The sequence below is a fragment of the Novosphingobium endophyticum genome (assembly GCF_014640675.1).
GTDB lineage: Bacteria > Pseudomonadota > Alphaproteobacteria > Sphingomonadales > Sphingomonadaceae > Novosphingobium > Novosphingobium endophyticum.
On sequence record NZ_BMHK01000005.1, the window covers coordinates 50,194 to 64,022 of the forward strand.

General features: G+C 65.6%; 15 protein-coding genes and 2 pseudogenes. 11 read left to right on the top strand and 6 right to left on the bottom strand.

The genetic code is table 11. The features are described 5' to 3' along the window. Positions 1–18: 18 nt before the first annotated feature. Complete coding sequence (locus tag IEX32_RS05085; protein ID WP_188769145.1) at positions 19–744, top strand: OmpA family protein; 726 nt, start codon at positions 19–21, stop codon at positions 742–744. A gap of 163 nt (positions 745–907) precedes the next feature. Continuing rightward, a complete protein-coding gene (locus tag IEX32_RS05090) occupies positions 908–1,492 on the top strand; it encodes a helix-hairpin-helix domain-containing protein (protein ID WP_188769439.1) in 585 nt (194 codons plus the stop codon). A 21-nt stretch (positions 1,493–1,513) separates the two neighbouring features. Here the strand turns inward: IEX32_RS05090 and IEX32_RS05095 are convergent, their stop codons facing one another. From IEX32_RS05095 to uvrB, 4 genes are all read right to left on the bottom strand, one after another. Beyond that, positions 1,514–1,894, bottom strand: coding sequence for a plastocyanin/azurin family copper-binding protein (locus IEX32_RS05095; protein WP_188769147.1), 381 nt, complete (start codon positions 1,892–1,894; stop codon positions 1,514–1,516). 576 nt (positions 1,895–2,470) lie between these two features. Beyond that, a complete protein-coding gene (locus tag IEX32_RS05100) occupies positions 2,471–2,893 on the bottom strand; it encodes a type II toxin-antitoxin system VapC family toxin (RefSeq protein WP_188769150.1) in 423 nt (140 codons plus the stop codon). Continuing rightward, entirely contained in the window at positions 2,890–3,132 is a 243-nt protein-coding gene (locus IEX32_RS05105) for a FitA-like ribbon-helix-helix domain-containing protein (protein ID WP_188769154.1), read from the bottom strand. Before IEX32_RS05105 ends, IEX32_RS05100 begins: the two co-directional genes overlap by 4 nt. A 55-nt stretch (positions 3,133–3,187) precedes the next feature. After that, entirely contained in the window at positions 3,188–5,374 is a 2,187-nt protein-coding gene (gene uvrB, locus IEX32_RS05110) for an excinuclease ABC subunit UvrB (protein WP_188769157.1), read from the bottom strand. A gap of 116 nt (positions 5,375–5,490) precedes the next feature. Here uvrB and IEX32_RS05115 point away from each other — a divergent pair, with 116 nt between their 5' ends. Together IEX32_RS05115 and IEX32_RS05120 are read left to right on the top strand one after the other, a co-directional pair. Then, positions 5,491–6,048, top strand: a complete 558-nt coding sequence (locus tag IEX32_RS05115) for a DUF3617 domain-containing protein (protein WP_188769158.1) — start codon at positions 5,491–5,493, stop codon at positions 6,046–6,048. 22 nt (positions 6,049–6,070) lie between these two features. Beyond that, positions 6,071–6,850, top strand: a complete 780-nt coding sequence (locus IEX32_RS05120) for an esterase/lipase family protein (RefSeq protein ID WP_229736102.1) — start codon at positions 6,071–6,073, stop codon at positions 6,848–6,850. Positions 6,851–6,953: 103 nt separating this feature from the next. On the opposite strand, the pseudogene IEX32_RS05125 reads toward IEX32_RS05120, so the two are convergent. After that, a pseudogene (locus IEX32_RS05125) lies at positions 6,954–8,462 on the bottom strand (YifB family Mg chelatase-like AAA ATPase). Positions 8,463–8,612: 150 nt separating this feature from the next. On the opposite strand from IEX32_RS05125, the gene IEX32_RS05130 reads away from it, so the two are divergent. Next, the gene (locus IEX32_RS05130) at positions 8,613–9,299 is read left to right on the top strand and encodes an alpha/beta hydrolase (RefSeq protein ID WP_188769161.1); all 687 of its coding nucleotides are present in this window, start codon (positions 8,613–8,615) and stop codon (positions 9,297–9,299) included. 10 nt (positions 9,300–9,309) lie between these two features. Here IEX32_RS05130 and IEX32_RS05135 read toward each other — a convergent pair whose 3' ends face one another. After that, the gene (locus tag IEX32_RS05135; protein ID WP_188769163.1) at positions 9,310–9,552 is read right to left on the bottom strand and encodes a hypothetical protein; all 243 of its coding nucleotides are present in this window, start codon (positions 9,550–9,552) and stop codon (positions 9,310–9,312) included. Between the two features lie 261 nt (positions 9,553–9,813). On the opposite strand from IEX32_RS05135, the gene rpmH reads away from it, so the two are divergent. From rpmH to IEX32_RS05165, 6 genes and pseudogenes are all read left to right on the top strand, one after another. Further along, positions 9,814–9,948, top strand: coding sequence for a 50S ribosomal protein L34 (gene rpmH / locus IEX32_RS05140; protein ID WP_039279517.1), 135 nt, complete (start codon positions 9,814–9,816; stop codon positions 9,946–9,948). Positions 9,949–10,131: 183 nt separating this feature from the next. Further along, on the top strand, positions 10,132–10,536 hold the full coding sequence (rnpA, locus tag IEX32_RS05145; protein WP_188769168.1) for a ribonuclease P protein component: 405 nt from the start codon (positions 10,132–10,134) through the stop codon (positions 10,534–10,536). Next, positions 10,536–10,781: a membrane protein insertion efficiency factor YidD gene (gene yidD / locus IEX32_RS05150; protein ID WP_188769170.1), complete on the top strand. Its 246-nt coding sequence runs from the start codon at positions 10,536–10,538 to the stop codon at positions 10,779–10,781. Before rnpA ends, yidD begins: the two co-directional genes overlap by 1 nt. Before the next feature lie 59 nt (positions 10,782–10,840). Next, entirely contained in the window at positions 10,841–12,610 is a 1,770-nt protein-coding gene (yidC, locus tag IEX32_RS05155) for a membrane protein insertase YidC (protein ID WP_188769172.1), read from the top strand. Further along, on the top strand, positions 12,607–13,251 hold the full coding sequence (yihA, locus tag IEX32_RS05160) for a ribosome biogenesis GTP-binding protein YihA/YsxC (protein ID WP_188769175.1): 645 nt from the start codon (positions 12,607–12,609) through the stop codon (positions 13,249–13,251). The genes yidC and yihA overlap by 4 nt, the downstream gene beginning before the upstream one ends. A gap of 159 nt (positions 13,252–13,410) precedes the next feature. Then, positions 13,411–13,815, top strand: a pseudogene (locus IEX32_RS05165) (NUDIX hydrolase); the annotation flags it as partial. Between the last annotated feature and the right edge of the window lie 14 nt (positions 13,816–13,829).

The window sequence follows — 13,829 nt, forward strand, 5'->3', positions numbered from 1 at the left end:
GGCCCTTAGGCTTGGCGCATGAATCCGCGTCGAGCCCTGATTGTCGTTGCCGGAGCCGCGCTCAGCGTGGCGTTGTCGTTCGCGGGTTCCAGGTTCATCGCCCCGGCCTTCATCGCCGACCTCGAACGCAGGGCGAATGCCGCGCGCGACGCGGCGGGCGGGCAGGGCGTCGAGCTCGTCTTCCGCGACCGTTACGGCTGGCAGACGCGCCATCCGGTACTTTCGGGCGGCAGAAACCTTGACGTGGCGACCCGCACCCGCGTCGCTGCCGCCGTCGCGGCGGTTCCGGGCGTTGGCGGGGTAAGCTGGGCGCGCGAGAGGGACGGGAGGATGGCCGCAGCGCTGCCTTGCCAGGACGATGTCGAGACGATCCTGGAGACCCGCACCATCCGTTTTTCCGAAGCCAGCGCGCGCATCGATCCCGCGAGCGAACGCCCGCTCGACGAGGTGGCGCAGGCCCTGCGTCCGTGCGTCGGCAGCATCATCGCTGTCACCGGCCATACCGATGCCGGCGGCCACCCCCAGGCCAACGTGGCACTGTCGCTGGCGCGCGCGGAGGCGGTGCGCTGGGCGCTGATCGGGCGCGGCATTCCCGCCGATGGCCTGCGCGCCACCGGCGTCGGCTCGAAGGATCCGATCGCGGGGCTCGATCCGGGTGATCCCGCCAACCGGCGCATCGAGTTTTCAGTGATCGCCTCTGCGCCGGTCAAGCCCACGCCCATCGACACGCCGGGGCCGGGTTGAGATCATGGTTGCGGTGGACTACGCGCGCGGTATTTCGAGGCATGAAAGGATGCATTGATGCCGCTGTGGCTTGAAATGGCCGTCTCGGTGCTGCTGACCTATTTCGCGGGCTTTGGCATCGGCTGGCTCTTGTGGAACCGGAGGGGATAGAACCTTGGTACAGATGATCGAGGCCAACTGGCTGATCTTTATCGCCGCTCTGCTGATCGGCATCGTCGTTGCCTACTGGCTGTTCGTCCACGGCGCGAAGCCGCACAAGCGGCAGCACCGCCCCGACGTGCTGGACGAGGGCACAGGTCCCGCAAAGCGCAACCAGTCGCTGATCGACACGCCGCCCGCCGCGCATATCGATCCGCCGGCCATGGCCGGGACGATGGCCGGCATCGGAGAAGTCATTGCCGTCGCCGCGCAGGAGGAAGTCGATGCGGCGCAGGAGCGCAAGGAGGAGGAGCAACAGCGCCCGCCCGCCGAGCCCGCGCCCCAACCGGCTCCGGCGCCCGCGGCCGGGGAGCCCGACGATCTGCGCAAGATCAAGGGCCTCGGCCCCAAGATGCTCACGCTGCTGCATTCGCTGGGCATTACCCGCTTCGAACAGATCGCGGGGTGGACCGATGCCGATCTCGACGAACTCGACACCAAGCTCGGCTCCTTCGCCGGCCGTCCCCGCCGCGACAACTGGGTGGAACAGGCCAGGCTCCTCGCCGACGGCAATACCGCCGGCTACGAGGAGAAGTTCGGCAAGCTCTGACGCGGCCCCGGCGCTGCCGCGCTATTGGACGACGATCTTTCCGGTCATGCCGAACGCGCCGTGCAGGAAGTGCGTGCATTTGAGATCGTAGGTGGCCGGCGTGGCCGGGGCCGTCAGCATCAGGTCTACCGTCTCTCCGCCATCGAGTTCGATCTTGCCCCCGGATATCTTGGCCCTTTCCTCCTGCGCCATCGAGGCATCCGCGAAGAAGGCCTGGGCCTTGAAGCTGTGCCCGCCGCGCGATGCGTTCCTGAGATGCAGGTGATAGCGTTCGCCATGGCGGAACGTGACGACCCGGGGATCGAAGTCGAAGTTGGAAAGGATCACGTCGATCCGTTCAGCAGGGGCCGTCGAGGCGACCGGCGTGGCGGCGAGTATCGCGGCCAGCAGCAGCATGCGCATCGTCTTTCTCCCGGTTGGGAGGTGCGACTATACGCTTCAGGGGGCGTTTCGTCGCGTGGGAATTGGGAAAGGTGCTGGCGGTTACGCCGGAGACCGGGAACTTGAGCCGGCTGCGGGACCGCGCGCTACGCCGCGTCAAAGTCCGGCGGACCCACGGCGTCACATTCATCTTCACCCTGAACTTGTTTCAGGGTCCATTTCTCGTCGCGCGCGGACCTGAGTTGGGGCACGATGGATGCTGAAACAAGTTCAGCATGACGAAGAAGGGAGCATCTCACTTCTTCTCACCGATCCACTTGCCGATCTGGATACCGGCATAAGCGAACCCACCCGCAAGAACAACGATGGCGATAGTAAGAGTGATGGTTTCGTATGGGGTCATGACTGCCTCATTACTGGAACGGCTACGTGATAAGCAGTCTAAGCCGAGTTTGAATCGCTCCTCTACGGACGCTCCCGGTAACACTCAGTTCTACAGAGGTAGTCATCGCCGCCCACTTCAGCCGCGTCTTGCGTCCCCCGGCTTGCCATCGTGCATGTGTCTCATGCACTTGGCCTCAGTCCGGTCGACTTGCCTCACGCGCCCAAGGTCTGGACCGCCTCCCAGACCTCCCGAGCTTTCGCGGCGAACTTGGCGTCCGCTGTTATCAGCGGACACTCCCGCTCCATTGCCAGTGCGAGGTAGATGCAGTCCTTCAAAGGGTGGCCGAGGTCCATCGCAAGCCCGGCGGCCTGGGACATTTGCGGAGGCTCGATGCGATGGGCATGCAGCATCCCGGCTGCGAACAGATCGGCAAGATTGCCGATAGAGGCTTCCGTTTCGCTGCGGACCGCCTTGTCGATATTGGCGCGCCGCACCAGCGCGCTCATCACTTCGGTAACGAAGATATCGGGTACGATAATGGCGGACTGGTTTGCCGTGAAGATGTCATCGGCATCTTCTGACAGCGCCTCGTTCGCATACCATTTGACCGCGACGCTGGCGTCGATGACGATCACCAGGAATCGCGCTCTTCGCGCAGGAGGTCGAGCATGGTTCTGCCATCGGGTAGTTTGAGGGCATTTCGCTTCCTTATCGCGCGCATTTCCACAATCAGTTTCTCGGCGCGGTGTCGGCGGGCCTGCTCGGCAATCATGGCGCGAAGCTCGGCCGAAACCGAGCGCTGATTGGCTTCGGCCATTTCGGTCAGTGCGGCATAGTCGTCGTCATCCACATTCCGTACGGTTGCGGTGGCCATCGCGATGCTCCTTTCGAAGAATATTGCTAGCAAAAATTGAGAAATTTTGCAAGCATCACCGCCCCCACTTCCGCTGCGTCTTGCCGTACCGCATCTTCCGCGTCCCCGGCTTGCCTTCGTTGCTCCGCCCCACGCGCGCGGCTTTGTGCTCCGCGTCGGGCAGGCCCAGCTCCGTCGCTTCCAGCCGCCTGATTTCGTCCCTGAGCCGCCCAGCCTCCTCGAACTCCAGATCCGCCGCCGCCGCGCGCATGCGGCCTTCGAGTTCCTCGATGTAGGCGCGCAGGTTGTGGCCGACGAGTTCGTTGCGTTCCCCGTCGTCGATGTCGACGAGCACGCCGTCGCGGCTGGCGGTGTCGGCGACGATGTCGGCGATGCGGCGCTTGATCGTTTGCGGGGTGATGTCGTGCTCGGCGTTGAATTCCTCCTGCTTGGCGCGGCGGCGGTCGGTTTCGGCGATGGCGCGTTCCATGGAGCCGGTCATGCGGTCGGCATAGAGGATCACGCGACCATCCACGTTGCGCGCGGCGCGGCCGATGGTCTGGATCAGGCTGGTCTCGCTGCGCAGAAAGCCTTCCTTGTCGGCATCGAGAATGCACACCAGCCCGCATTCGGGAATGTCCAGCCCCTCGCGCAGCAGGTTGATGCCCACCAGCACGTCATAGACGCCCATGCGCAGATCGCGGATCAGTTCGATGCGCTCCAGCGTCTCGACGTCGCTGTGCATATAGCGCACGCGCACGCCCGCCTCGTGCATGAATTCGGTGAGGTCCTCGGCCATGCGCTTGGTGAGCGTGGTGACGAGCGTGCGGTATCCCTTGGCGGCGACCTCCTTGCACTCGTTGATGCAGTCCTGGACCTGGTCCTCGACCGGGCGGATTTCCACCGGAGGATCGATCAGCCCGGTGGGGCGGATCACCTGTTCAGCGAAGACGCCGCCGGTCTGCTCCATTTCCCAGCCGCCGGGCGTGGCCGAAACCGCGACCGTCTGCGGCCGCATCGCGTCCCATTCGTTGAACCTGAGAGGTCGATTGTCGATGCAGCTCGGCAGGCGAAATCCATATTCGGCCAGCGTGATCTTGCGCCGGTGGTCGCCCTTGGACATGGCGCCGATCTGCGGCACCGTCTGGTGGCTTTCATCGACGAAGAGCAGGGCGTTGTCGGGCAGGTATTCGAACAGCGTCGGCGGCGGCTCGCCCGGCAGGCGCCCGGTGAGGAAGCGGGAATAGTTCTCGATCCCCGCGCAAGATCCGGTGGCGGCGATCATCTCCAGATCGAAATTGGTGCGCTGTTCCAGCCGCTGCGCTTCCAGCAGCTTCCCCTCGGCTTCCAGCTCCTTGAGCCGCTCGGCCAGTTCGAAGCGGATTGCCTCGGCCGCCTGTTTCATCGTCGGACCGGGCGTGACGTAGTGCGAGTTCGCATAGACGCGCACCTTCTCCAGCACCGCGCCCTTCTTGCCGGTCAGCGGATCGAACTCGGCGATTTCCTCGATCTCGTCTCCGAAGAAGCTGATGCGCCAGGCCATGTCTTCATAGTGGCTGGGGAAGATCTCCAGATTGTCCCCCCGCACGCGGAACATGCCGCGCGCGAAAGCGGTATCGTTGCGCTTGTACTGAAGCGCGACGAGCTTGCGGATGATCTCGCGCTGGTCCTGCGTCTTGCCGACCTCAAGATCGAAGATCATCGCCGAATAGGTCTCGACCGAGCCGATGCCGTAAAGGCACGAGACCGAGGCGACGATGATGACGTCGTCGCGTTCCAGCAACGCGCGCGTGGCCGAATGGCGCATGCGGTCGATCGCCTCGTTTACCGAGCTTTCCTTCTCGATGTAGGTGTCGGACCGGGGCACGTAGGCCTCGGGCTGGTAATAGTCGTAGTAGGATACGAAATACTCGACCGCGTTATCCGGGAAAAAGTCCCTGAACTCGCCGTAAAGCTGGGCGGCGAGGATCTTGTTGGGCGCGAGGATCAGGGCCGGGCGCTGCAGTTCCTCTATCACCTTGGCCATGGTGAAGGTCTTGCCCGATCCGGTGACGCCCAGCAGCACCTGCGTCTTCTCGTCCTCGCGCGCGGACTGCACCAGTTCGGCGATCGCGGTGGGCTGGTCGCCGGCGGGCTGATAGTCCGAGACGATCCGGAATGCCTTGCCGGGAAGGGACTTTTCGGGACGCTGCGGTTTGTGGGGGACGAAGCTGCCCGACGTGTCCGGCTCTTCGAGGCCCCGGCGGATTACGAGTTCGGCCATGGCGGAACATATGGAGTATATACCCCCGCGCCGCAATGAGTCATTGGCACTGCCCAAGGGCGGTGATAGCCGTGCATCCTTCGGGCCCGGCTGAGGCTGTGACGAAAGGTATCCTTATGCGTGATGTTGTGCGGAATGCGGCGATGGGTCTTTGCCTGGGGGGCGCCGCGCTCTCGCTGGCGGCGTGCGGCTCCAAGGAAGAGCAGTCCGCTCCCAAGTCGATGGACGAGGTGAAGCAGGAGGCCGCCAAGCTCGATCAGCCGGAGCCGGGGCAGTACAAGCAGACCATCGAGATAACGCGGCTGGAGGTGCCGGGCATGCCCGAGGACGCGGCAGAGCAGATGAAGGCGATGATGACCGCCGCCCAGGAGAACACCTTCTGCCTCACGCGCGAAGACACCGAAAAGGGCTTCAAGGACATGTTCGACGGCATCGGCAAGGGCAGCCAGTGCAGCTATTCGCGTTTTGACGTTGATGGCGGCACGCTCGATGCCCAGATGGATTGCAAGTCGCCGCAGGAAGGCACGGCGACGATGAAGATCAACGGGACGGTCAAGCCCGACGGCTCGGATGTGACCGTCGCGATGGACGCCGAAGGCGGGCAGCAGCCGATGGGCAACATGAAGATGACCATGCACATGACCACCCAGCGCGTGGGCGACTGCGCGTCCTGAGGCACGACGGCCCGCAAAGGCGATGGACCAGACGCGAGACGAGAACCTGAATACCACGATGCGGCGGCAGCCGGGCTCCCTGCGCGATGCGATCGCCCGGCGCGCCGCTTTCGTGCGGGAACCGCATCCGGCGGGTGTCGCCAGGCCGCCGCTGCTACTGATGCTTGTCGAACTGCTTTCGCTGTACCGGGGACGGAACAGGGGGCTCTCGATCGCGCCGGCGGTGCATCCGATGCCGGTCATGCTGCTGCCCGGCTTCGGCTCGCACCCCAAACGGATGCAGCCGATGGCCCATGCGCTGGCAGAGGCGGGCCATCAGGTTTGCGACTGGGGACTCGGTTTCAACTTCGGGCCCAGCCGGAGCAACTTCGCCTACCTGATGCGGCGCGTCGCCGCTATCGCGGGCGAGCACAAGGCGCCCGTGGCGCTGGTGGGCTGGAGCCTCGGCGGCCTCTTCGCGCGCGAGATCGCCCGGCGAGAGCCGCAGATGGTCGCCAAGGTGATTACCATGGGTACGCCCTTTTCGGGCGACCCGCGCGCCAACAACGCCTGGCGCGCCTATCAGGTGCTGACGGGGCATTCGGTCGACGCGCCGCCGATCGAATGCGATTTCGCCGCCAAGCCGCCGGTCCCGACCATTGCCCTGTGGAGCGCGCGCGACGGCATCATCGCCCCCCGCGCGGCCTGCGGCCGGCCGGCGGAACGCGACCGCGCCATCCCGATCCGCTGCTCGCACCTCGATTTCGCCGGTGCCCCGGCGGTGGTGATGGAAGTGCTGCGCCAGCTCGACTTCGAGGATTGATTCGCGTTTCGCCAGTGCGGAATGGCGGCTGAAACCGGCAGTCAGAGACTTAGGGGAAGCGGACCCTTTCCCCCTCGGAAGGAGGATGTCTGCCTTCGGCATTCTATGCCCTCGGCGGCTGCCTTCTGTAGCTCAGCGCCTCCGCCACATGGATGCGCCCCACCGTTTCCGCGCCTCCGAGATCCGCTATGGTGCGCGCGACCCTCAGGATGCGCGTATAGCCGCGCGCGGACAGGTGCATCGCTTCGGCGGCTTGCATCAGCAGCTTGCGCCCGGCCTCGTCAGGAGTCGCGTGGCGCTCCAGAAGGTCGCCGTCGAGTTCGGCATTGGTCCGCGCGCTTTCGCCTTCGAGCCGGGCGGTCTGGATCGCGCGGGCGGTCCTGACGCGGGCGGCGACGTGCTCCGACCCTTCCTCTGGTGGGGGCAGGGCGAGGTCGGTGGCGCGGACCGGGTCGACTTCCACATGGTAGGTCGATGCGGTCGAGCAGCGGGCCGGAGACCTTGCTTTGATAATCGGCCGCGCATCTCGGCGCGCGCGAGCAGCCGAGCGCGGGGTCGCCAAGGTGGCCGCAGCGGCAGGGGTTCATCGCCGCGACGAGCTGGACGCGCACCGGGTAGGTCACATGGGCGTTGGCGCGCGCGACCGTCACTTCGCCGGTTTCCAGCGGCTGGCGCAGCGAATCGAGCACCGCGCGCTGGAATTCCGGCAGCTCATCGAGGAACAGCACCCCCAGGTGCGCCATCGAGATCTCGCCGGGCCGCACTTTGAGCCCGCCCCCGGTGAGCGCCGCGATCGAGGCCGAATGGTGCGGCGCGCGGTACGGCCTCGCGCGGGAAATGCGCCCATCCTCCAGAGCACCCGCGACGGAGGAGACCATGGAAACTTCCAGCGCTTCGGCGGGCGTCAGCTCGGGCAGGATTCCGGGCAGGCACGAGGCGAGCAGCGACTTGCCGGCGCCGGGCGGGCCGATCATCAGCAGGTTGTGCGCCCCGGCGGCGGCGATTTCCAGCGCCCGCCTTGCTGTCTCCTGCCCCTTGACCTGCCGCAGGTCCGGCCCGCGTTCGGGAGGATCGGCGCGGCCCGGCTCGGGCGGCGGCAGGACCTGCGTACCCTTGAGGTGGTTGAGCAGGCTGATGAGGTTGGGTGCCGCGACCACCGGCACGCCGCTCGCCCAGCTCGCCTCGCTGCCTTGCGCGGCGGGGCAGATCAGGCCCTTGTCGGCCTCGCTGGCTTGGAGCGCGGCCAGCAGCACGCCGGGTGAGGGGATCACCCGGCCGTCGAGCGCCTGTTCTCCCACCGCCACGAAGTCGGCAAGTTGCTCCGCATCGACCACGCCCATCGCCGCGAGCAGCGCAAGCGCGACCGGCAGGTCATAGTGAGAGCCTTCCTTGGGCAGGTCGGCGGGCGAAAGATTGATGGTGATGCGCTTGGGCGGCAGGGCAAGGCCCATCGCGGTCAGCGCCGCGCTGACCCGCTGGCGGCTTCGCCCACCGCCTTGTCGGGTAGGCCCACCAGCGCGAAAGTCGGCATTCCCGGCGCGATCTGGCACTGCACCTCGACCGCGCGCGCCTCCAGCCCCAGGTATGCGACAGTCGAAACGAGTGCGACCACTCCTGGTCCTTTTCCTCTGCGATGCGGCGCGGTTATGCCGTTTCTACTACAGGAATGTCGCGCCACGGCAGCGGCTTAAATCATGCCTTACAGCGTTTTAACCGAATCGCTCAGGGCTTGGGTAAGGTCGGCGGGTGCATTTTTCCCGGCATGCGCTCGACCGTCGCAATCCTTGCCCTGATCGCCCTCAACGCCGTGTCCCCCCTGTCGGCCCAGGCGATCAGTTACGAGGTCGTCGAGGTAGATGCCGACCGCTTCGACGACGGCGGCGAGCGCATGCTTCAGGTCGAGACCGCGGCGATTCCCGAAGGCATCGCCGCCTACGGTCCCTTCCGCGTGCTCGATCCCGGCCGCGCGGCGCTGGTCGACGTGACCGACGCGCGCAGCCCCGGCGAGTTCGCGCGGATGCTGCGCGATTATCCCGGCATCGGCGTGCTCGAGATGATCGAATGCCCCGGCACTGAAGACGATCTTGCCAATCTGCGCCTTGGCCGCCTGATCCGCGAGAAGGGTATCGCGACATATGTACCGGCGGGCGGCTCGGTTCGGTCCGGCGGGGTGGAGCTGTTCCTTGCGGGCGCCCGTCGCTACGCCGACCCCGGAGCCGAGTTCGCGGTGCATTCCTGGATCGACGATACCGGGCTCGAACCGGACGACTATCAGGCGAGTGCGCCCGAGAACCGGCGCTACATCGTCTACTACCAGAATATGGGCATGAGTTCGGTCGAGGCCGAGGCCTTCTATGCCATGACCAACTCGGTTCCCTTCGAATCGGCCCGCTGGTTCGGGGCGAATGAGATGGCGATGTGGGTCAGGCTGGATCAGGCCGGCGCCTGAGGCGGCCTTCTCAGTCCAGCAGCGAGGCCAGCCAGCGCTTGCGCCGCGGCGGCGGCAGCGATCCGCTGACTTTCAGCAGATGATTGGCGAGCACGGCCGCCTGGCTGCGTGTCATGAGGATGCGTGTGTGGTCTGGCGTGTCATGCGTGCCCCAACTCGCGCGGTCGAACGTCTGCAGGTCGACCATGACGTTCGATCCCAGTTCCTGCGACGTCCAGCCCACCAGCACGCCATGGCGTTCTTCGTTTCCCATCGGTTCGGTCCCGCCCACAGTTTTCGGCTTACTTCCGGTATTGCTGTTGGTTAACGGATAGCACGAACGAGGGGAAAATGACACGTGAGGCATGAAATCGGGCGGCGGCATGCCCGTCCGGGTCGCGGCGTGATGGGGGAGACTTCGCCTTGACTCGCCTCCAGTCCTCCATTACGGGCGCCCATCTGATCTGCGGTCATCCGGTGGGTGGCCTTTTTTGTTCGGGTCCTTCGGGGCCATTCTGGAATTTCGAGGACCGACATGAAGCGCACTTTCCAGCCCAGCCGCCTTGTCCGCGCCCGCCGTCACGGCTTCCGCGCCCGCACGGCGACCGCTGGCGGCCGCAAGGTGCTTCGCGCCCGCCGCGCCCGCGGCCGCAAGAAGCTCTCGGCCTGATCTGAATCCGGCCTCGCGGCTGGAAACGCATCGGCCCGCGCCTCCGTCCGGTTTCCCATCGCGGTGGGCCCGGACGGAGGCGCGGGCCGATGCCGTTTGGAGTAGCGTTTGCCGCGAAGCATCGGCATTATTCCGGTTCATGCTGGGGATGACGCCGCAACCGTTCAGCAGGTCTGCTTACCCATGACGGTGCCTTACATCACAATGACCCGCCGGGCGGACTTTCTCGCCGCCAATCGCGGGTTGCGGGTGGCGCGGCCGGGCTTCGTGCTTCTGGCCAGCCCGAACGGCGGGCAGGGGATGCGCGTGGGGATCACCGTCACCAAGAAGATCGGCAACGCGGTCGTGCGCAACCGCATTAAGCGGCGCTTCCGGGCGCTTTTGCGCGAAGTTCTGCCGGGCCAGGGGCTTGCCGACACGGACCATGTCCTGATCGGCCGGGACGGCGGGATAGAGCGCGACTATGCGCTGCTGCGCCAGGAACTCGCCGCCGCGCTCGGCCGGGCGCGGGAGGGCAAGGGCGATCCGCCCCGGAACGCACGGGGCCGCAGGGGCGGTTCGGGATCGAAGGGATCGAAAGGCGCGTGATGAACAAGGTTCTGGCCCGGATCGCCTCGCTTCCCGGTCTGTTGCTGATCGGGATCGCGCGCGCCTGGCAAATCGGCCCGTCGCGGATCATGCCGCCGACCTGCCGTTACAGCCCTTCGTGCTCGCAATACGCGATCGAAGCTGTCGGCAAACACGGTGCGATTAAGGGTGGCTGGCTGGCGTTCAAGCGTCTATTGCGCTGCCAACCGTGGGGTGGGCACGGCTATGACCCCGTACCGGATTGAATTGAAATGGGGCGGCGCACCGCGTCGCCGCTGACGAGAATACGACAGGAAACGCCTTCGTGGATAATCAGCGCAACATCATCCTCGCGGTTCTGCTGACCGCGCTTGTCCTCTTCGGATGGGACGCCGGAGTCGGCTATTTCTATCCGCAGAGCAAGACGCCGACGCAGGCTGTCGAGGCCGGCGGCGCGGAGCAGGCGGTAGGCCCGACCAAGCCGACTCGCGAAGGCGGCCTGCGCGATGCTGCCGACGTGGTGCTCGAAAGGCAGGACCTGAAGACGGCGCTGGCAAGCGGCAACCGCGTGCCGATTGCCGCGCCGGGGCTTTCCGGGTCGATCAATCCCAAGGGCGCGGTCATCGACGATCTTGTCCTCAACCGTCACCGCGAGACGGTAGAGAAGGATTCGGGGCCGGTGCGCATCTATTCGCCCGCCGGCACCCCCGCGCAGCAGTTCGCGCGCTTCGGCTGGGTCGGTCAGGGTGTGGAAGCGCCCAGCGTCGACAATCCCGTCGTCTGGAGCGCGCCTGCCGGGGCCAGGCTGACGCCCTCCACTCCCGTGACCCTGACCTGGGACAATGGCACCGGCCAGCGCTTCGCGATCACTTACAGGATCGACGACAACTACATGATTACCGTCGAGCAGACGGTGACGAACGCAGGCCCGGCGCCGGCCGTCCTCCAGCCTTTCGGTTTCGTCAACCGCACCGACCGGACCGCCAGCCTCGATACCTGGAACGTCCACTCTGGCCCGATCGGTGCCTTTGACGGCTCGGTCAATTTCAGTTCCAACTACGAGGACGTCGCCGAGCAGGGCACGGTCGACGAGCCGGGCAAGACCGACTGGATCGGCTTCACTGACGTCTACTGGATGTCCACGCTCGCGCCCGTCGGCGCCAAGGCCGACGGCACGTTCCGTTCGCTCGGCAACGACCTGTTTCGCGCCGACCTGATCTATGACCAGAGCGTGGTCCAGCCCGGCCAGAGCCTGACGCGCACGACCAAGCTCTTCGCGGGGGCCAAGGAACATGCGGTGCTCGATGCCTATGAGGCACAGGGCATCACCAATTTCGGCCTCGCCATCGACTGGGGCTGGTTCCGCTGGTTCGAAAAGCCGATCTTCTGGCTTCTGGTGAAGCTCTTCGAGCTCGTCGGTAACTTCGGCGTCGCCATCATCCTGCTCACGTTGATCGTGCGCGGCATCATGTTCCCCATCGCCCATCGCCAGTTCGCCTCGATGGCCGCGATGCGCGCGGTGCAGCCCAAGATGAAGGCGATCCAGGAGCGCTACAAGGACGACAAGCAGAAGCAGCAGCAGGAGATCATGAAGCTCTACAAGGAGGAAAAGGTGAACCCGCTGTCGGGCTGCCTCCCCATGTTCCTTCAGATCCCCGTGTTCTTCGCGCTCTACAAGGTGCTGATCCTGGCGATCGAGATGCGCCACCAGCCTTTCGTGCTGTGGATCAGGGACCTTTCCGCGCCTGACCCGCTGCATATCCTCAATCTCTTCGGTCTGATCCCCTTCGACCCGCCGGGCTTCCTTGCCATCGGCATTCTCGCGCTGCTGCTCGGCCTTACGATGTGGCTGCAGTTCAAGCTGAACCCGGCGCAGATGGATCCGACGCAGCAGCAGATCTTCATGCTCATGCCGTGGTTCATGATGTTCATCATGGCGCCCTTCGCCTCGGGCCTGCTGGTTTACTGGATCACCTCGAACGTGCTGACCATCGCCCAGCAGAAATACCTCTACAGCCGCCACCCGCAGCTCAAGGCGCAGGCCGAGAAGGAAGCGGCGGACAAGAAGGCCGCCGAGGCGCAGGCGGGCAAGTGACCGGCGAACCCGAAGACGACCTCGGCGAGCGCGCGCGCAAGCTCTTTTCGGGGCCGGTGACGTTCCTGAAGAGCGCGCCCGCGCTCAAGTTCCTGCCCGAGCCGGAAGTGCCGGAGATTGCTTTCTGCGGCCGCTCCAACGTCGGCAAGTCGTCGCTGCTCAACGCGCTCACCGGCCGCAAGGCGATCGCGCGTACCTCGGTGACGCCGGGGCGCACGCAGGAGCTGAACTTCTTCGAGGTAGGCGATCCGCTGCAGTTCCGCCTCGTCGACATGCCCGGATACGGCTTTGCCAAGGCGCCGCCCAAGGTGGTCGAGACATGGCGGCGCCTCGTGCGCGATTTCCTGCGCGGCCGCGTGGTACTGAAGCGCACGCTGTTGCTGGTGGACAGCCGCCACGGCGTGAAGCAGGTCGATGCCGAGATGATGAAGATGCTCGACGAGGCGGCGGTCGGCTATCGCCTCGTCCTTACCAAGGCGGACAAGATCAAGGCCAGCGAACTGGACAAGGTCATCGCCGAAACGCTTGCCGAAGCGCGCAAGCATCCCGCCGCCTTCCCCGAAGTTCATGTAACCAGTTCCGAAAAAGGCATGGGCATTGCGGAACTGCGCGCCGCGGTGCTCGCGGATTCGGAGATCTGAGGCCGTCCGGGCAGCCTGGCGCGGCACCCCACGCCGGTTCGCGCGTTGTACACTGCGAGAGCCGCGGGCATTTTAAAATGTGACGGTTGTGTGACATTGAGAACTCGCCTAAAGGCCCCGCCAACGCGCTGAAAAAGGGGGAGGGACAAGGGCTTGTCGATGCGCCAGATTGCCGTTCTTCCTTACCGCACTGCTGGCGGCGCGGGCGAAGCGTCCCCGATGATCCTGCTGATTACCTCGCGCGAGACGCGCCGCTGGATCGTACCCAAGGGAAACCCGATGAAGGGTCTTGCGCCGCATGAGGCCGCCGCCGTCGAGGCGAAGGAGGAAGCCGGAGTGGTCGGTGAGATCCGTCCCACGGCGCTCGGCTCCTACCGCTATCTCAAGCGTCGCGGTTCGGGGGCTTCGGTCTGGGCCGTGGTCGATGTCTTTCCCCTGGCGGTGACCGAGGAACTGCGAACCTGGGACGAGCAGCACGAGCGCGAGCGGCGCTGGTTCTCCCCGGCCGAGGCCGCCGACGCGGTCGACGAGCCGGACCTTGCCGCTCTCATCCGGGAATTCGGAGACTGCGAATAGAC